This window comes from Kocuria sp. CPCC 205235 (assembly GCF_040980905.1).
Lineage (GTDB): Bacteria > Actinomycetota > Actinomycetes > Actinomycetales > Micrococcaceae > Kocuria > Kocuria carniphila.
Genome location: NZ_JAVKPR010000036.1, coordinates 1 through 19,010, shown reverse-complemented (window position 1 = coordinate 19,010; position 19,010 = coordinate 1). Strand labels below are relative to the sequence as shown.

Below are 19,010 nucleotides of genomic sequence, written 5' to 3'. Positions count from 1 at the left end.
ACCAAAAAATACAAATACTTTTCGGTATCAACAAACTAGGCACACTATTGAGTTGACAAACAACAAACCACTCTTCCTGCCCTACGGACCGGAAGTCGGTTGCGATCTGCAAGCTTAGGTGAGATCGGAACGGCGGGTCAAATCCAGGTGAACTCTTGGTTCACTTCGGATTGTCGCCTTGCGATCTCTTGCTTGCGGGGATTCACCTTACCACATCCGCGGCGTCTTGCAACAGCCTGGAATCGGTGTGGTGTAGCTCTCCTGCCACCGCTTCTCGCTCCCTTTTCAGGAAGCTCGCCGCGGCGACTCGGTAGACATTACACACTTGCCGAGGGAACGACAAACCCGCTGCCCGAACCTCTCGGTCCCGGCAGCGGGTTGGGTCGTTTGGCGCTACTTGGTGCCGTTCCCGTTCTTGGTCGCGGGCTTGAAGTACAGCACCGCGAGAGGCGGCACCGTCAGCTCAGCGAAAGCGGGCTTTCCGTTGAAGGCGCCCTCCGTTGCCGTGATCTTCCCGAGGTTGCCGACGCCCGATCCCCCGAAGAGTTCGGAGTCGGTGTTGAGAATTTCGTCCCAGTCGCCGGCCCACGGCATTCCCACGAGGAAATTCTCGTGCGGGTTTCCGGCGAAGTTGGCGATGCACACCAGTGGATTACCCTGGTCGTCCCAACGCGTGAAGGACAGGGTGTTCCGGCCGGCATCGTTCGCGTCGATCCATTCGAAACCGGACGGGTCGTTGTCCCGGACGTAGAGCGCCGGGGTGTCCCGGTAGATCTCGTTGAGGTTCTTCACGAGTTCCTGCACCCCGTGGTGCGGGGGAGTTTCGGACAGCCACCAGTCCAAGCCGTGTTCCTGCGACCATTCGGATTCCTGCGCGTACTCGGTACCCATGAAGATCAATTGCTTACCCGGGTGGGCCCACATGTAGGCCAGGTAGGCACGCACGTTGGCCAGCTGCTGCCAGCGGTCCCCCGGCATCTTGCGCAACAGTGAACCCTTGCCGTACACGACCTCATCGTGCGAAATCGGCAGGATGAAGTTCTCGGAGTACGCGTAGACCATCGAGAACGTGGCCTTGTTGTGGTGGTAGTGGCGGTTAAACGGATCTTCCGCCATGTACTCAAGACTGTCGTGCATCCAGCCCATGTTCCACTTGATACCGAACCCTAAGCCACCGGCTTCGGTCGGCTTGGTGACGCCGGGGAAGGAGGTGGACTCCTCAGCGATCATGACGATGCCGGGGTTACGGCGGTAGGCAGTGGCGTTGGATTCCTGCAGGAATCCAATGGCTTCAAGATTCTCGCGACCACCGTACTTGTTGGGTTCCCATTCGCCGTCGTTACGGGAGTAGTCCAGGTAGAGCATGGACGCCACGGCATCCACGCGCAGACCGTCGATGTGGTACTCCTCGAGCCAGTAATTGGCATTGGCCACCAGGAAGTTACGCACCTCGGAACGGCCGTAATCAAAGATCAGTGTGCCCCAGTCCTTGTGCTCGCCGCGTCGCGGATCCGCGTGTTCGTACAGCGGCTCACCATCGAAGTTCGCCAGCGCCCACTCGTCCTTGGGGAAGTGGCCGGGAACCCAGTCAACGAGCACACCGATACCGGCCTGGTGAAGCTGGTCCACCAGGTATCGGAATTCGTCCGGCGACCCGAATCGCGAAGACGGCGCGTAGTAGGAGGTGACCTGATAGCCCCAGGAACCGCCGAAGGGATGCTCGGCCACCGGCATGAGCTCGACATGGGTGAAGCCCTGCCACGTGAGGTACTCAACCAATTCACGAGCGAGATCCACGTAGTCCAGACCCTTGCGCCACGAACCGATGTGTAGCTCGTACACGCTCATGGGGGCATTGTGCGGATCCGTCTGCGCCCGCTTGGCCATCCACTCGGAATCCTGGAATTCGTAGTTGGATTCGAAGACCCGAGATGCCGTTGACGGAGGAACTTCAGTCCCGAAGGCCATGGGGTCGGCCTTGTCACGCCAGGATCCATCACGGCCCTGAACGCGGAACTTGTAGGTGTCGCCCGAACCCAGGCCCGGAATGAACAGTTCCCAAATGCCGCTGGAACCCAGCGAGCGCATGGCGTGCTCGGAACCGTCCCAGCCGTTGAAGTCACCGATGACGCGCACGGCGCGGGCATTGGGAGCCCACACCGCAAAGCTCACGCCCTGGATGTCACCCATGGCCGAGGGGTAGCGATGAACGTGCGCACCCAGCGCGGTCCACAGTGTCTCGTGTCGGCCCTCACCGATCAGGTGCAGATCCAGTTCGCCCAACGTGGGAGCAAACCGGTACGGGTCATCGAGAACCTGCGGTTCCTGCCCGGTGTAGGTCACTTCAAGCCGGTAATCCGGAATGCGGCCCTTCTCGTGGGTGGGTACGACGCCGGAGAAGATACCTCCCCACTCGTGTTCGAGCGGATACAGACCGTCCACCGTGCGCACCGCGACATCGGTCGCGAACCGACGAAGCGTCCGAACGGTCACCGTGCCGTCCCCGTTCGGATGAGCACCGAGCACGGAGTGCGGGTCGTGGTATCGGCCCTCTGCAACCGCGGCCAGGACCTCTTCGGACACGGGCGCGGGCTTACCCTGCTCGGATTGAGCGGACTCGCGGCCGGTGTTCTGCGATGTCTCCGCAGGCACGGGTTGCTGCTTGCCCGTGGGAGCCGGATCGTTCGTGATATCCGGTGTTCGTTGGGGATCCTGCTCTCGCTCGGTACTCACTACTTCCTCAGTTCTGAAGGTGTCGTTGGAGTTCGGTTGGTCGTTCGTGGTGTCAGTCACGCTACGTGAGCCGACGGCTCGGAGCGAGCGGATGACGGCGTTTGCCGGAACGTCGACCCAGTCCGGCCGATTGCGTTGCTCGTACACGACCTCGTACAGCGCCTTGTCGAGCCACAGTGCCTGGAACAGGACGGATTCGGTGTCGAGGCTCTGGTCGCTGATCTCCCGGTAGCCATCGAGAAATGCCGACGACGCCGCTCGCGTCCATTCCTGCGCGTCACCGGATTCTTCTCGGCCGGCCATGGCACCGGCGTAGTCCAGGGAACGCAGCATACCCACCACGTCACGGAGTGCGACGTCAGGGCGAACGCGTTCCTTGATGGGGCGCAACGGTTCGCCCTCGAAGTCGAGAATCTTGAAGCCGTTGTCTCGGTTGTAGAGCACCTGACCCAGGTGGTAATCACCGTGAATACGCTTTAACGGAGGCAGCTCACGCAGCTCTTCGAGATCGCGCATGACCGTGTCGAGCGCGGACTCGAGTTCGACGAAACGGTCACCACATGCCTCCCAGGCCCACCGCAGACGACCGGAAATGTCCTGCAGGAAAGCATCACGGGCGTCGTGATCCGCGGTGATCGGGTCAAAAGCGGCCATCAGGTCCGCATGGACCCTTGCCGTGGTAGCGCCCAGCTCACGAGCGAGTTCCGTGAAGTCCCCACCACTCTTGGCGCTGTCGACAGCCATCTGCCACGCGTCCTGCGCGTGATCGACGAACTGCGCGGCCACGGCCAGTTGTCCTGCCGTGGTCACCAGACCCTGGCGCCATTGGGCATCGATCCAGCCGGCGGTAGCGGGTACAGCGGATGAGCCCTGTGAGGTCAGTTCCACACCGACTTCGACATCCGGGTTGCGCCCCTCCCCCACCACGCGGAAGAACTTCACGATGACCGCGTCACCGCGCAGTGCAACATCCGAAGCGTTCTCGGAGGTCGGCGGCGTGAGGATCACCGAGGTGTTCGACTGCTCCGACGAGATCACGCGAACCTGATGGGGATTGGAAATCCTGTACTGCGTATTGAGTGCACCGGTGTATTTGCCGTGGAGGCCCATACCGTGCCGCAGTACTCCACCCACACCCAGCTGGGTGTCCATGATGCGCAGCACGGCGTCCAGGAACGGGGCGTCACCCACGGCGTCGTAGAGGTAGAACCTGCTCGCGTGGTCCACGTCCATGTCGAAACTCGGCGAGGTTCGGGCCCCGCGACTCGATTCTTCGGCACCCGGCTCGGAGTTCTTCGCCGCGTCATTTATCTGTGCATCGGTCGGCAAGCTGGCCTGCTCCGCGGACTCCCCCGAGCGGCGTCGTTCCCAGAACGAACCCGCCTGCTGGACCGCGCGCCGCAGGAACGAGGCAGACGCGTCCACGCCCGCCACGATCTGCTCGGGCAACGCCCGATTGGGACCGACACCCTGGTAGGAACCGATCAGGTGACGCTCGTACTCCGCAAGCGGTTCGGTAGTGCGAACCACCGGGACGTTCAGCAACTCGGTGCGATCGCCCACGGTGGCCTGAACCAGGTACACGATGCGATCGCGCACGACCGAATTCGGTTCCTCCGGATCGAGATCCAACTGCACACGACCCGCGACATTGACCTTGATCTCCTGGGCCTCGGCGGTGAACGGGAACCAACGTTGCCGCGGCAGCCAGTCACGCAACCGGTCCAGAACCTGTTGATCCGTCATTCTGTGTTCCCCGCTTCCCTCAAATACGTGTTCGTGGAGTGCCTCGCTGATCAGTCGTTGCGCGCGGGCTTGATGATGGGCATCGCAATGGTCTCCGGGTGGGCGCCGTCCGCAGTGGGCGCACTGCGCAAGCGCAACCAGAAGAAGTCCTGCGAACCCAGGGTGATGCGGTAGCGCCCGGAGTTATCGAACTCGCCGAAGGGTTCCCCGCCGAAGAGCTCTCGAGTGCCACGCCCCGCGTACTCGGGCAGCGTGAGAGAACAGCTGGCCGGGACATGGGACAGGTTGAAGATGCACAGCAGGGTCTCGCCGTGCTCGTCATCCGCATCGCGAGGATCCAGGCGGCGCTGGAAAGCGAGCACCGACTCGTGATCGGTGTCCACGTTCACGTAATCGCCCATTCCGAAAGCCGGGTGTGCCTTGCGCACCATGAGCATCTGCCGGATCCAGTGCAACAAGGACGATGAAGACGCCAGCTGGGTCTCCACGTTGGTCTGCGAGTAGTTGTAGACCAGGGACTGGATCACGGGAAGGTACAACTTGCCCGGGTCCGCTGTCGAGAAACCGGCGTTGCGGTCCGGGGTCCACTGCATGGGAGTTCGGGAGGCATCACGGTCGTCCAACCAGATGTTGTCGCCCATGCCGATTTCGTCACCGTAGTAGAGGAAAGGTGACCCCGGCAGGGACAGTAGCAGCGCGTGAGCGAGCTCGAGCTCGGCGCGAGAGTTGTCGAGCAACGGGGCCAAGCGGCGTCGAATACCAATGTTGGCGCGCATACGCGAGTCAGGTGCGTACCAACCGAGCATGGCCTGGCGTTCCTCGCTCGTGACCATTTCCAAAGTCAACTCATCGTGGTTGCGTAGGAACGTGCCCCACTGGGTACCCGAAGGAATCGCCGGGGTGTTCTCCATGGTGGAAACAATGGGCTCGGCCTTCTGATCACGCAGTGCGTAGTAAATACGCGGCATGATCGGGAAGTGGAAGCACATGTGGCACTCCGGCGAGGTCTCGGTACCGAAGTACTCCACGACCTCATGGGGCATCTGGTTGGCCTCCGCGATGATCACACGGCCGGGGTAGAGCTCGTCCACCATGGTGCGCAAGTTGACCAGGAAGTCGTGCGTGCCCGGCAGGTTCTCGCAGTTGGTGCCGTCCTCTTCGATCAGGTACGGGATGGCGTCCGCGCGGAACCCGTCGATCCCCATGTCCAGCCAGAACTTCACCACATCGAAAATGGCCTGAACGACCTTGGGATTCTCGAAATTGAGATCCGGCTGGTGCGAGAAGAAGCGGTGCCAGAAGAACTGCCGACGCACGGGATCGAAGGTCCAGTTGGACTCCTCGGTGTCGACGAAGATGATGCGTGCGTCCTGGTACTTCTCGTCCGTGTCCGACCATACGTAGAAATCGCCGAAGGGGCCCTCGGGGTCTTCGCGGGAGGCCTGGAACCACGGGTGCTGATCCGAAGTGTGGTTCAGTGGCAGGTCGGTGATCACGCGCAAACCGCGGGCATGGGCCTCGGCCACGAGGCGCTTGAAATCGCTCACGGTGCCGAACTCATCGAGCACGGAGTAGTAATCCGAAATATCGTAGCCGCCATCGCGCAGCGGGGACTCGTAGAACGGCGGAATCCACAGACAGTCGATGCCCAGCCACTGCAGATAGTCCAGCTTGTCGATCAGACCGGAGAAATCACCGGAGCCGTCGCCGTTGGCATCCGAGAACGCCCGCACCAGAACTTCGTAGAAGACGGCTTTGCGGAACCAGTCCGGATCGTGTGAAATGCCCGGCGCGTTGAGGTGGAAGGGTGTGCTGGTCATGATCGGTTGCTGTGGCCTCTCAAAGATGACGTGGAAACAATGGTGGCGCGAGGATGACTCGCGCCACCACGGGGATCACTTCACGTTGCGTCGAATGTGCAGGATGTGCGCCGGCTCGATGTAGGGATCCAAACGGACGTAATTGTGGGTGCCCCACTTCCAGCTGTCACCGGAAATCAGGTCATCCACCCAGAACGATCCGTCCTCGTTGAAGTCATGATCACCCAGATTCAGGGAATCCAGGTCCAACCACACCGTTGCTTCGCGCGTGGCGTGCGTATCGGTGTTGATCACCACGATCACGGTGTCCGTGACCTCCTGACCGTCCTGCTCGACGGTCTTGGTCTTGGAGAACGCCACGATCGCGGAATCGGTGGTGGACTGCACGGTGAGGTTCTGCAGGTCACCCAACGCGGGGTGGTCCTTACGGATCTCGTTGAGACGCGTGATGTAGGGCGCCAGCGACTGTCCGCTCTCCACGGCACCCGCGAAATCGCGAGGACGCAGCTCGTACTTCTCGTTGTCCATATACTCTTCGGCACCCGGACGGGCCACGTGCTCGAACAGCTCATATCCCGCATATACGCCCCACAGCGGTGAAGCGGTCGACGCGAGCGCCGCGCGAACCTTGAAAGCTGCCGGTCCGCCGAACTGGAGGTACTCGGTCAGGATGTCCGGGGTGTTCACGAAGAAGTTCGGGCGATACGCGGAAGACGTCTCATGAGAGACCTCCTCCAGGTACTCCTCGATCTCTTCCTTGGTGTTACGCCACGTGAAGTACGAGTAGGACTGCTGGAAACCGGCCTTGGCCAGTCCCTGCATCATGGCCGGGCGGGTGAACGCCTCGGCCAGGAACACGGTGTCCGGGTGCTCCTCGCGCACGCGGGCAATGAGCCACTCCCAGAACCACAGCGGCTTGGTGTGCGGGTTGTCCACGCGGAAGATGTCCACGCCGTGGCTGATCCACAGTTCGACCACGCGCAGCACTTCGTGGGCCAGGCCCTGGGGGTCGTTGTCGAAGTTCAGGGGATAGATGTCCTGGTACTTCTTGGGCGGATTCTCCGCATACGCGATGGTGCCGTCCGCGCGGGTGGTGAACCACTGCGGGTGCTCCTTGACCCACGGGTGGTCCGGGGATGCCTGCAGTGCGAGGTCCAGGGCGACTTCCAGGCCCAGGTCGTGGGCGTGGGCCACGAACGCGTCGAAATCCTCGAAGGTTCCCAGGTCCGGATGAATGGCATCGTGGCCGCCCTCGGGCGAACCGATGGCCCACGGCGACCCCGGGTCCTGCGGACCGGCCTCGAGCGAGTTGTTGGGGCCCTTGCGGTGATCCCGACCGATCGGGTGGATCGGGGGCAGATAAGCAACGTCGAAGCCCATGTCCGCTGCGCGATCCAGCGCCTGAACCGCGGTCCTGAAATTGCCGGAAATCCACTGGCCCGCTTCCGCGTCCCACGTGGCACCCTCCGAACGAGGGAAGAATTCGTACCATGAGCCGCGGCCGGCCGCTTCTCGCTCGACCTCGATGGGGTACCGCTGAGACGAACTCAACAGGTCACGCAGCGGTCGCTCGGTGACGTAGGTCTTGACCTCGTCCGAGGTGCCCGCGGCCAGTCGGTCCTCCACTGACAGGCTCGTGTCGGCCATGCGGGCGGCAGCGTTCTCAAAGGCGCGTGATTCCTCAGCTGAGCGCGAGGATTCCTTGGAAGCCGCTTCAAAGAGCAACTGACCTTCCTTGAACATGAGTTCCACGTCCTGGCCGACACCGATCTTGATCTCGGCCGCGTGCAGCCACGTGTCGTACAGGTCCGACCAGCCCTCGATCGCAAAGCTCCAGCTGCCGACAGAACCGGGGCGGAGCAGCGCGTGGAAGCTGTCAGTGCCGGGTTCACCGGGGGTCATGGTCACGCGCTGGACCTCACGGCCCTGCGGGTCGTACAGGACGGCGCTCGCCCCCAGGGAGTCATGGCCTTCGCGGAATACGGTGGCGGACACCCGAATGTCCTCGCCGGGAATGGCGGTCGCGGGGAAACGCCCGCCCTCGACCACGGGGCTCACATCGGTGATGGGAATACGTCCGTAGACAAGGTCTGCGGAGGGGAATTCCGAAGTGTCTCCGGAGTCCGCTTCGCTTCCCAGTTCTGCGGTGCCGTGCTGTTCCGTGGGTTCACGATCCACCACGTCCTCCTCTTCCATGAGGTCGACTCGGGGCTGTTCGTCCTGCCGTTTCCCGGTTACTCCATCCGAGGAACGGGAGCGCTGAAATGACGGCGAGACGTCCGGTACACCCGAGGCGGGGACCGGCGCGTTCAAGCGGCTTCCTACATCAGGCCGGGCTGACCCGGCCTGGGGCATAGGTTCCTGCGGGTCGTTGGTGCGTGCGTGATGGCCAGTGGGCTGAGGATTCTGCTGCGACACGGATCTAACGTTAGCGACAATCCGCTCGATTCTTAAGGCCGACCATTCTTATGGCGTCATGGGAGTGTCCTAATCGGACTATGAAGTGGCGAGGGCCCGCGTGCCGGTAGGCTCGCACGTGTGAAGGCCATACGTAGATTCACCGTCCGCACTGTCCTGCCAGACTCCATCGCACCCTTGAGCCGGTTGGCCAAGAACCTGCGTTGGTCGTGGCACAAGCCCACCGAAGACCTGTTCGCCCATCTCAACCCGCGTGCCTGGGAAATCGTCCACGGTGACCCCGTGAAGCTTCTGGGTTCCCTCACCCGCGAAGAGATCCAGCAGATCGCCGAAGACCCCCAGACCGTTGAACAGATCAAGACGCTCGACGCCGATCTGACCAGTTACCTGACCCAGCCCCAGTGGTACCAGCGCACACAGACCGACGACGCCCCGGCCGCCATTGCGTATTTCTCCGCCGAGTACGGCATCACCTCTGTGCTGCCCCAGTATTCCGGTGGCCTGGGAATCCTCGCCGGCGACCACCTGAAGACCGCCTCCGACATGGGCATTCCCGTGGTTGGTGTGGGGCTGCTGTACCAGGCCGGTTACTTCAAGCAGTCGCTGTCCCAGGACGGTTGGCAGCAGGAAACCTACCCCGTACTCGATCCCGACGAAATGCCGTTGACCTTGCTGCGTGAGCAGGACGGAACCCCGGCACGGATTTCGCTGCCCCTGCCCAATTCCCGGTCACTGTCAGCACAGATCTGGCGCGCAGACGTGGGCCGTGTCCCGCTGCTGCTGTTGGATTCCAACATTCCCGAGAACGACGAACACGCCCGCAACGTGACCGACCGCCTCTACGGCGGCGGAAGCGATCACCGCCTGCAACAGGAACTACTTCTGGGCATGGGTGGCATTCGTGCCCTGCGCGCGTTCTCCCGCATCACCGGGGCTCCCGCACCCGAAGTCTTCCACTGCAATGAGGGCCACGCCGGTTTCCTGGGGATCGAACGGATCCAGGAATTGATGAACCCGCAGGATGGCTCCGAGCCCATGACCTGGAACGAGGCTCTCACCGCCGTTCGTTCCGCCACGGTGTTCACTACCCACACCCCGGTGCCGGCCGGCATCGATCGCTTCGATCGCGCGCAGGTCGAATACTTCGTCAACGCGGGGTTGACCCCCGCCGTTGCCACGGCGCACATCCTGGAATTGGGTGCCGAGAGCTACGAGGGTGGAGACCCCAGCAAATTCAACATGGCCGTCATGGGACTGCGGCTGGCCCAGCGGGCCAACGGTGTGGCCAAGCTGCACGGTGTAGTCTCCCGCGGCATGTTCCACGGCCTGTGGTCCGGGTTCGACACCGAGGAGGTTCCGATCACCTCGGTCACCAACGGCGTGCACACGCCGTCCTGGATCGACCCGGCCATGCGGGCCATCGCTGTGGACCCGCAGGAGAACGACCAGGACCCGGCCTCGCGCTGGCGCAAGATCTACCAGGCGGACGACAACGACCTGTGGCAGGTTCGCCGCGATCTCCGCGAGCGTTTGGTGCACGATGTCCGACGCCGCTTGCGCGCCTCGTGGAAGAAACGCGGCGCCGCCGATGCCGAGCTAGCGTGGACGGACTCCGTGCTGGACCCGGATGTGCTGACCATTGGTTTCGCACGCCGTGTGCCCACCTACAAGCGCCTGACACTCATGCTGCGTGATCCCGAGCGGCTCAAGAAACTGCTGCTGGATCCGGACAACCCCATTCAGTTGGTTGTGGCGGGTAAATCCCACCCGGCCGATGAAATGGGCAAGCGCATGATTCAGGACCTGGTGCGCTTCACGGATGACCCGGAGGTTCGCCACCGCATCGTGTTCCTGCCCAACTACGACATCGCCATGGCACGTGTGTTGTTCCCGGGATGTGACGTGTGGTTGAACAACCCGTTGCGCCCGCTCGAGGCGTGCGGTACATCCGGCATGAAGGCCGCCATGAACGGTGGACTGAACCTGTCCGTGTTGGACGGCTGGTGGGACGAAATGTATGACGGCCAGAACGGCTGGGCCATTCCCACCGCGGACAACAAAGCCAGCACGGACGAGCGCGATGACATCGAGGCCGCAGCCCTCTACGAGCTGATCGAGAACCACGTGGCACCTCGTTTTTACGGTGAAACAACGGATGACCCCGAGATCACGTCGGAGGAGATTCCCCACCAGTGGCTCGCAATGGTCAAGCACACGTTGGCCACCCTTGGCCCCAACGTGTCGGCCCGCCGCATGCTGACCGATTACGTGCAGAAGTTGTACGTACCGGCCTGCGTCTCCGGTCGTCGTTCGATTGCGGACAACGGCAAGGTGGCGCGTTCCACCTCGCGCTGGATCGAACGCGTTCGTCAGGCGTGGCCGCAGGTACACGTTGAGCATGTGGACGCCGAAGGTGTGCTGCAGGAACCCCAGATCGGTGACGAGCTGACCATCAACGCCTACATCAACCTGGGGTCGTTGAACCCGCAGGATGTCAAGGTGCAGGTCGGTTTCGGCCACGTGTCCGAATCGGATCACATCCACGAGCGCAGCTACGCCTATCTGGATCGGGTGACTGAGCTGGGCAACGGCCGTTTCTTGTTCAGTGGGGCCCTGACGATCGATCGCTCCGGCCCGTTCGGCTATACAGTGCGTGTACTGCCCTCCAACGAGGAGCTGGCAGGTCCGGCCGAGTTGGGGCTGGTGCGCAACGCTGCTTAGCGCGAGCGCCGTCGACTCACCGCCGACGAGCTGCTGAGAAGACCGCGGGCGCGGCACCCCAACAAGGGTGTCGCGCCCGCGGTTTTTGGCGTCAGCAGTCAGCCGTCAGGCTTCAGGCTTCAGGCTTCAGGCTTTAGGCGAGCGAGAACATCGCGATGCTCTGCGCCGGGACCCGGCACTCGTCTCCGCCGCTGAACTCTGCGCCCGCTCGTTCGTCGAGCTCGAAGTCCGTGGCCAGCACCAGTTCGTAGGACCCGCGGGTGACCGGGTAGCCCGCGGCGCACGTGGCCGGGGTCGACAGATCCTCGACTCCGGGCAGCGTCACGATGACCGGATCATTGGAGCCGTTGATGACGAAGGTTCCCGCCAGTTCGCCACCGCATGAACCCAGTACCACCTGAACGACCCTGGAGCCATCCGTTTGCCACAGCTCGGGGGTCATGGCGTGGCCGTCGGGTCCGTACCAGTACAGCAGAACGTCTTCCGGGCGAGCCGGAAAGTGACTGGGCTGGCTTGCCAGGAACGTCTTACGGATGGCGATCAACCGCCGGGTGGTCTTGAGCATGGACCGCCGCCACGGTGTGAGCTTCCAATCGACCCACGAGATGCGGTTGTCCTGGCAGTAGGCGTTGTTGTTGCCGCCCTGACTGCGGAGCAACTCGTCCCCGGCCGTGATCATGGGAACACCCTGCGACACCAGCAACGTGGCCATCATGTTCCGCACCGTCTTGGCACGCGCCGTCCTACGCGCCACGTTGTCCGACACACCTTCTTCACCGTGGTTCCACGAGTGGTTGTCGTTGGTGCCGTCTGCGTTGTTCTCCAAGTTGGCTTGGTTGTGCTTGCCGTCGTAGGCCGTGAGGTCGTACATCGTGAAGCCGTCATGGGCGGTCACGAAGTTCACGGAAGCCAGCGTGGTGCGACCATCGGGTGCGAACATGTCCGCCGAGCCGGAGATGACTCCGGCAAGACGGGCGGCATTGCCGCCGCCGCCCCCGCGGGCCATGGTGCGCTGACCGGAGAGCCAGAAATTGCGCACGGTGTCACGGTAGGTGTCGTTCCAGTCCGCCCAACCGGTCGGGAAGCGTCCGGTCTGCCAACCCCCGGCTCCCACGTCCCACGGTTCCGAGATCATGCGTATGCCCTGCAGCACGGGATCTGCGGCGACGGCCACGAAGAACGGGTGATTGCGGGTGAAGTGATGGTTCTCGTCCCGCCCGAGCTCCGGGGCGAGGTCGAAGCGGAACCCGTCGATGTGGCACTCCGTGACCCAGTAGCGCAGTGAGTCCAGTGCCATGCGGACCACCTGCGGGTCCGCGAAGTTCACCGAATTCCCGCAGCCGGTCACGTCCACGTAATTGCCGTGGGTGTCATGACGGTAGTACTGCCGGTCCCCCAGCCCGCGCCAACTGTAGGCGGGTTCTTCGCTTCCGCCCTCGGCGGTGTGGTTGTAGACCACGTCCAGGAACACTTGAATTCCAGCACCGTGCAGCGCGTCCACGGCGTGCTTGAACTCATTGAGGACGGCGGTGGGACCTGCGTCTTGCGCGGCACGCGTGGCATACCCGAAGTGCGGGGTGAAGAAACTGAGGGTGTTGTACCCCCAGTAATTACTGAGCCCGTTCTTGGTGAGATGGGGCTCGTCCAGGTGAGCGTGCACGGGCAACAATTCAATGGCAGTGATGCCCAAATCCTGCAGATACTTGAGGATCACGGGATGCGCGAGCCCGGCGTAGGTGCCCCGCACCTCTTCGGGGAGGTCCGGGTGGAGCATGGTGAGGCCCTTGGCGTGGGCTTCATAAATGATGGTGTCCCGCCACGGAATGCTGGGACGGCCGGGGTTCTCCCAGTGGTAGTTCTGGGCGACCACCTGGGACACGTACTTTCCGCCGTACGCGTCAGGGCCGGGATTCATGACGGTCGGCGGAGGACTCACCCTGGTGAGTCCGCGGCCGTAGGGGTCCAGCAAGATCTGTTCCCTGGACGGGTCCGGAGTGCGCTTGGCCGTGGTCGAGAAGGGGACGAATCCGTAACGGGTGCCCTCGGGCATGGCGGGGCACACGTCTACATCGAGCATCTCCGCGCGCTCGACCTCGCCGTCTCCGTGCAACGGGGGTGGCACCGTTCCGTAATGGATGCCGTGGTTGTGCCCCTTGAGGCGGTGACGACGCCACGTGCCACCCGGGCGCTGATACACCAGTTCGAGCTCGTCGATTCCCGGTGCGTAAACGGCCACGTTGGCGCTGCCGTCCCCGGACAGCGATGGGTGAACCCCCAGCGGATAACTACGCGCTTGCACGTCTGCGCGACACTTCGTAGAGCGTGATGCCCACCGCCATGGATGCGTTCAGCGACTCCATGGTGGAGTCAATGGGAATCGACACGATCGCGTCGCAGTGCTCGGTGACGAGGCGGGACAGCCCCTTACCTTCCGAACCGACCACCACGATCAGCGGCTCGGTCGCGAGGTTCAGTTCGGGCAGTTGCACGTCACCGCCGCCGTCCAGACCCACCACGAAGTAGCCGGCCTTTTTGCAGTTCTCGAGCGTGCGGGTCAGATTGCTCGCTTTGCTCACGGGCACCCGTGCTGCTGCACCGGCGCTGGTCTTCCACGCGGTGGCGGTCACTGCGGCGGAGCGGCGTTCCGGAAGGATCACGCCGTCACCGGAGAATGCTGAGACGCTGCGAATGATCGCGCCCAGGTTGCGCGGGTCGGTGATGCCGTCCAGCGCGACGAAGAGCGGCGCCTTGGACTCCGGGTCCTTGGGATCGTACCGGCGGATCACTGCGGCCGCGTGCTCGTCCGCGTCGCGGTAGTCGTAGGGCGGAACCTGCAGCGCCACGCCCTGGTGAACAGCGTCCGAGGTGAGTCGGTCCAGCTCCGAGCGGGAGGCTTCCAGCGTGGGAACATTGCGCTCGGCGCACATCTGAAGAATGTCCTTGACGCGGTCGTCCACCTCGATCTTGGTGGCCACGAACAGAGTCTTGGCGGGCACGTTGGAACGCAAGGCCTCGAGCACCGAGTTGCGGCCCGTGACCAGGTCCTCCTTGATGGGGCCCTTGCCCGCACGAGTCGGCCGGTTGTGCGAGGTCTGCTGCTTGCGTGCGGCAGCCTGCTTGGCCTTGTAGGCCTTGTGATACACGCGGTCCTCGGCCTTGGGGGTGGGGCCGCGACCCTTCAGTGCCTTGCGGCGTTGCCCACCGCTGCCCACGACGGCGCCCTTCTTGTTCTTGCGAACGGCTCCGGGTCGATTGGATTGGGCCATGGTTGTCTACTCCGTGTCTCTCACGGGTGTACGGCGCTCTCGCCGCCCCGAGGTGGTCAGCGATCTATGTGTCAGTTTAGGGCAGTGACCGGGTCAGACCGACCACGCGGAACCCTGGGCTCCGTCCTTCACGACCACGCCCGCATCGGCGAGCTGATCGCGGATCTGATCGGCGAGTGCCCAGTCTTTGTCCGCGCGCGCCTGTGCCCGCTGTTCCAACAGCTGGCGGACCAGGGAATCCAGTGCCTGGTGCTCGGCACCTCCGCCGGCCCCGCTGCCGTTAAGGTTCATGAGCTGCAGGAGTCCGAGCACCTCGGACATGGCAGCCACGGCGCGAACCGGCGCGGCGGCGTCGTCGACATCACCCGAAGCCAGCGCGCCGTTGGCGGCGCGCACCGTCTCGTGCAGCACCGCGAGCGCCTGGGGGACGTTGAGGTCTTCGTCCATGACGCGCGTGAAATTCTCGGGGACGTCCTCCGGCTGCCAGTCGAGGCTCAACCCCGCGGCGCGCGCGGCGACCAGGACGGCTTCCGCGCGTTCGACGGCCGACGTCGCTTCCTGCAGTGACGTGGGCCGGTAGTCCAGGACCGAACGGTAGTGGGCTTGCCCCAGGTAGTAACGCACGGCCAACGGGCGTGCCTCGGCGAGCATCTGTTCGGGCGAAACCGTGTTGCCGATGGACTTGGACATCTTCTCGCCCTGGTAGGTGACCAGTCCGTTGTGGAGCCAGAAGTTCGCGAACTCCTGACCCGCCGCGGTGGACTGGGCCAGCTCGTTCTCGTGGTGCGGGAATCTCAGGTCCAGGCCGCCACCGTGGATATCGAAGTGCGTGCCCACGTACTTGGCTGCCATGGCCGAGCATTCGAGGTGCCAGCCGGGACGCCCCTTGCCCCACGGCGAATCCCATCCGGCGGTCTCCGGCTCGTCCGCCTTGTGACCCTTCCACAGGGCGAAGTCTCGGGGGTCACGCTTGCCGCGGGGATCTGCGTCCGGAGCATCCTGCATGTCGTCGACACGCTGGCGCGTCAGTTCGCCGTAGCGCGGCCACGAACGCACGTCGAAGTAGACGTCGCCGGAATCGTCCTGAGCCGGATAGGCGTGGCCGTCATCAATGAGCTTCTGAATGAGCGCGTGCATTTCCGGGATGTGACCGGTGGCGCGCGGCTCGTAGGTGGGGGCGGCGATGCCCAGAGCGGCATATGCATCGCCGAAAACGCGTTCGAAGCGATAGGCCAGTGCCCACCATTCTTCGCGCGGGTGGTTGCCCGCGTAATCGGGGTCGAAGGACGCCGCGGAGTTCACCAGAATCTTGTCGTCGATGTCCGTGACGTTGCGGACGGTGGTCACCTTGTAACCGCGGAAGGCGAGCCAGCGTGCGAGCTGGTCGAACACGAGCGCGGAACGCACATGCCCGATGTGCGGCGCCCCCTGCACCGTGGCACCGCAGTAGTACAGCCGGGCCTCGCCCGGGTACACAGGTTCAAAGTCTTTAACGGTTGCTGAGGCGGTGTCGTAGAAGCGCAAAGTCACCCGCCCAGTCTAGCCGCGCGGAACCACGAGGGCGGTCGCAACGGCGGCCAGCCCCTCGCCGCGGCCGGTCAGTCCGAGGGCGTCCGTGGTGGTTGCGCTCAGATGCACCCGCGCGCCGGCTGCCTTGCTGAGTACCGTGGCGGCTTCTTCTCGACGGGGCGAGAATTTGGGCCGGTTCCCGATCAGCTGCACCGAGATATTACCGACGTCGTACCCGGCCTCCCGCACGATGGCTGCGGCTTCGCTCAGGATCCGCTCTCCCGACGCGCCCGCCATGTCCGGGCGATCCGTGCCGAAGTGCACCCCCAGGTCGCCGATGCCGGCCGCCGAGAACAACGCGTCAGCGGCGGCGTGGGCCACCACATCGCCGTCCGAGTGGCCCGTGAGACCGCGCTCCCCTGGCCAGTGCAGACCTGCCACCCACAAAGGTGTCCCCTCCGGACCGAAGGCGTGGACGTCCACGCCGATGCCGGTGAGTTGAAGTTGGCCGGCTTGCGGCAACGAGGATTCGGGTTGTTCGTTCATGAGTCCATCATCTCCGATGTTTCCTGTGGGACCCTACTCACCGATCGTCCAGGGCCGGCACGAGCGTTGAATTATCGAGCAAGCTCTTCCAGGACAGCGCGGGCGGTGATCAGATCGAAGGGGCGCGTGATCTTGAAGGACTCTTCGTCCCCGGCCAGGAACGTCACGGGCACCTCCGGGGTGAAACGTTCAATGAGAGAGGCGTCATCGGTGATGCCCTCAGGATCCTCCGCACGGTCCACGGGGGTCAGTGCTCCTTGCTCATCGCGCTCAAGGAGACCGGCCTGCAGGTTTACATCCACCAGGAGTTGGGCCTCGAAGCCCTGCGGAGTCTGCACCGCACGCAGCCCGGATCGATCCACGGTTCCCGTGCTGTGGCCCTGAGCATCCACCCCACGAACCGTGTCGGTGACGGGAAGGACGGGGACCACCGCGCGTTCACCCGACGCGAGGGCGGCGACCACCGCGGAAGTGACCCGCGTGGGCACGAGGCAGCGAGCGGCGTCGTGAACCAGCACGAACCGAGAGTCGGAACCCAGCGCGGCCAGGCCGCACGCAACCGACTGCGCTCGCGTAGCTCCGCCGGTGACCGGGCGGGCCCCGTGCGCTGCCGCGACGTCGCTCAACCCAGAATCCCCGGCGGGCACCGTAACGATGATGTCCGCACCGGGAGCTGCGCGCGCCACCGATTCGAGAGCGATCTCGAGAATGGGGCGCCCGGCCACGGGTACCAACGCCTTGGGCATCCCGTATCCCAGACGCGTGCCGGAACCCGCGGCCACCACAATGACTGCGAGCCCGTCCTCAAAGGACGGGCTCGCGGAAAAATCAGTCGATGTCATACGAGTCGGAGTGACCCTGAATCAAGCGGCCAGGATGTCGTCGAGGCGCTTCTCGGCTTCTTCCTCGTCGATCTCCTTGGCCAGAGCGAGCTCCGACGTGAGGATCTGACGGGCCTTGGCCAACATGCGCTTCTCGCCAGCCGACAATCCACGACCCTGATCACGACGCCACAGGTCACGAACGACCTCGGCAACCTTGAGGACGTCGCCGGAAGCCAGCTTCTCCAGGTTTGCCTTGTAACGGCGGGACCAGTTGGACGCCTCTTCAGCATCTTTGGCCTGCAGAACGGAGATGACTTCCTTGAGTCCCTCCTCGTCAACGACGTCTCGCACTCCCACGAGGTCCACGTTGTCAGCGGGCACCTCGATCATCAGATCGCCCTGCGTGACCTTCAGACGCAGATACATTTTCTCTTCGCCCTTGATGGTGCGCGTCTTGATCTCTTCGATCGTTGCGGCACCGTGGTGGGGGTAGACAACCGTCTCGCCAACCTCAAAAACCATGTACACAAACCCCTTTCAGCCTTTCGATTCTACCACGGTGTATGATTCGCCGCGTTCTACCTCACATCGCCCGGATACCGCGCGAAAGGGTCGCGGTTCGCATTCCTGCGCGAGCCCCGCTACCCGGTTGTCGCGCCGTTGGTGTGGCCGACGGCGCGTGCGTGTCACGAGGCGCGGATGCAGACGTTGCGTCGCCAAAACGTTAGACTTGCGGCAGATATCTGACACATCGTCTTAGAGCCCGAGGAGTTCGTGCCGTGAAGAACGCCGCCCGCAAGAAGCTGCAGCACTTTGGTTTGGGTGCTACTGCGGCCGCTGCATTGTTGACCGCAACCGGTTGCGGGTACGTCAGCCCTCAGGCCACCGCAGACGAGTACGCCCCCTCGGACGGCATCCAGTCCGATCTGGGTGACGTAAAGGTGCGCAACTTCATGATCCTCGCGGAGGACGCTGATTCCGAGGGTCGTATCATCGGCACCGTGGTCAACGACGGTTCCGAGCCCGCCACCCTCTCGATAGACGCCAACGGCGCCACCGCTGAGGTCGAGGTTCCCGCCAACGATTCCGTGGTGCTGGAGAAGTCCGAACCCGTGACCATCGATCAGGCCGGAGCAGAACCGGGACTCATGGTTGAGACCGAGCTCGAGGCGGACGGCCAGTCCTCGACAAACTCCGTGCCGGTCCTGGACCACACGTACCCCCGCTACGCATCCCTGATACCCGGTGGTGCACCGTCCACCCCGGCCAACCCCTCCAACACTCCCAAGGCCGAGTCAGAAGAGGGCGGTCACTGACCGTACTGACGCTTTGACAGACTGAGGGCCGCATCCCGTGTGAACTGACCCCCGGGAGTTGGACTGAGTAATTCGGTTCCAACTCCCGGGGGTCAGTTCATGGGGAAGCAG

At 63.6% G+C, this 19,010-nt stretch carries 11 protein-coding genes; 2 read left to right on the top strand and 9 right to left on the bottom strand.

Features of this window, described 5'->3' with window-relative positions:
• Window positions 1-393: 393 nt before the first annotated feature.
• The 3 genes from glgB to RF638_RS15065 all read right to left on the bottom strand — a co-directional run bounded on the left by glgB (window position 394) and on the right by RF638_RS15065 (window position 8,495).
• Window positions 394-4,479, bottom strand: a complete 4,086-nt coding sequence (gene glgB, locus RF638_RS15075; RefSeq protein WP_129702455.1) for a 1,4-alpha-glucan branching protein GlgB — start codon at window positions 4,477-4,479, stop codon at window positions 394-396.
• A 50-nt stretch (window positions 4,480-4,529) separates the two neighbouring features.
• Window positions 4,530-6,299, bottom strand: coding sequence for a maltose alpha-D-glucosyltransferase (gene treS, locus RF638_RS15070; protein WP_095797836.1), 1,770 nt, complete (start codon window positions 6,297-6,299; stop codon window positions 4,530-4,532).
• 75 nt (window positions 6,300-6,374) lie between these two features.
• Window positions 6,375-8,495, bottom strand: a complete 2,121-nt coding sequence (locus RF638_RS15065) for an alpha-1,4-glucan--maltose-1-phosphate maltosyltransferase (RefSeq protein ID WP_095797835.1) — start codon at window positions 8,493-8,495, stop codon at window positions 6,375-6,377.
• A gap of 342 nt (window positions 8,496-8,837) precedes the next feature.
• Between RF638_RS15065 and glgP the strand changes: the two genes are divergently transcribed.
• Window positions 8,838-11,438 carry an alpha-glucan family phosphorylase gene (glgP, locus tag RF638_RS15060; RefSeq protein WP_095797834.1) on the top strand — a complete coding sequence of 867 codons (2,601 nt, stop codon included), beginning with the start codon at window positions 8,838-8,840 and terminating at the stop codon, window positions 11,436-11,438.
• A gap of 133 nt (window positions 11,439-11,571) precedes the next feature.
• Here glgP and glgX read toward each other — a convergent pair whose 3' ends face one another.
• The 6 genes from glgX to RF638_RS15030 all read right to left on the bottom strand — a co-directional run bounded on the left by glgX (window position 11,572) and on the right by RF638_RS15030 (window position 18,105).
• Window positions 11,572-13,737 (bottom strand): glycogen debranching protein GlgX, encoded by a 2,166-nt coding sequence (gene glgX, locus RF638_RS15055; RefSeq protein WP_095797833.1) that lies wholly within the window; start codon window positions 13,735-13,737, stop codon window positions 11,572-11,574.
• On the bottom strand, window positions 13,724-14,704 hold the full coding sequence (gene rlmB, locus RF638_RS15050; RefSeq protein WP_368629971.1) for a 23S rRNA (guanosine(2251)-2'-O)-methyltransferase RlmB: 981 nt from the start codon (window positions 14,702-14,704) through the stop codon (window positions 13,724-13,726). Before rlmB ends, glgX begins: the two co-directional genes overlap by 14 nt.
• A 93-nt stretch (window positions 14,705-14,797) precedes the next feature.
• Window positions 14,798-16,234 carry a cysteine--tRNA ligase gene (cysS, locus tag RF638_RS15045; RefSeq protein ID WP_129702456.1) on the bottom strand — a complete coding sequence of 479 codons (1,437 nt, stop codon included), beginning with the start codon at window positions 16,232-16,234 and terminating at the stop codon, window positions 14,798-14,800.
• A 9-nt stretch (window positions 16,235-16,243) separates the two neighbouring features.
• On the bottom strand, window positions 16,244-16,759 hold the full coding sequence (gene ispF, locus RF638_RS15040; protein WP_129702457.1) for a 2-C-methyl-D-erythritol 2,4-cyclodiphosphate synthase: 516 nt from the start codon (window positions 16,757-16,759) through the stop codon (window positions 16,244-16,246).
• A 71-nt stretch (window positions 16,760-16,830) separates the two neighbouring features.
• Window positions 16,831-17,601: a 2-C-methyl-D-erythritol 4-phosphate cytidylyltransferase gene (locus RF638_RS15035; protein WP_129702458.1), complete on the bottom strand. Its 771-nt coding sequence runs from the start codon at window positions 17,599-17,601 to the stop codon at window positions 16,831-16,833.
• Between the two features lie 21 nt (window positions 17,602-17,622).
• Window positions 17,623-18,105, bottom strand: coding sequence for a CarD family transcriptional regulator (locus tag RF638_RS15030; protein WP_095797867.1), 483 nt, complete (start codon window positions 18,103-18,105; stop codon window positions 17,623-17,625).
• Between the two features lie 257 nt (window positions 18,106-18,362).
• Here RF638_RS15030 and RF638_RS15025 point away from each other — a divergent pair, with 257 nt between their 5' ends.
• The gene (locus RF638_RS15025; RefSeq protein WP_368842346.1) at window positions 18,363-18,899 is read left to right on the top strand and encodes a hypothetical protein; all 537 of its coding nucleotides are present in this window, start codon (window positions 18,363-18,365) and stop codon (window positions 18,897-18,899) included.
• The last annotated feature ends 111 nt before the right edge of the window (window positions 18,900-19,010 follow it).

Excerpts from the sequence above, each read along its gene's own strand:
- RF638_RS15065 (WP_095797835.1), bottom strand. The coding sequence starts at position 8,495 with ATGGAAGAGGAGGACGTGGTGGATCGTGAACCCACGGAACAGCACGGC.
- RF638_RS15035 (WP_129702458.1), bottom strand. The coding sequence starts at position 17,601 with ATGACATCGACTGATTTTTCCGCGAGCCCGTCCTTTGAGGACGGGCTC.
- glgB (WP_129702455.1), bottom strand. The coding sequence starts at position 4,479 with ATGACGGATCAACAGGTTCTGGACCGGTTGCGTGACTGGCTGCCGCGG.
- RF638_RS15030 (WP_095797867.1), bottom strand. The coding sequence starts at position 18,105 with ATGGTTTTTGAGGTTGGCGAGACGGTTGTCTACCCCCACCACGGTGCC.
- treS (WP_095797836.1), bottom strand. The coding sequence starts at position 6,299 with ATGACCAGCACACCCTTCCACCTCAACGCGCCGGGCATTTCACACGAT.
- ispF (WP_129702457.1), bottom strand. The coding sequence starts at position 16,759 with ATGAACGAACAACCCGAATCCTCGTTGCCGCAAGCCGGCCAACTTCAA.
- rlmB (WP_368629971.1), bottom strand. The coding sequence starts at position 14,704 with ATGGCCCAATCCAATCGACCCGGAGCCGTTCGCAAGAACAAGAAGGGC.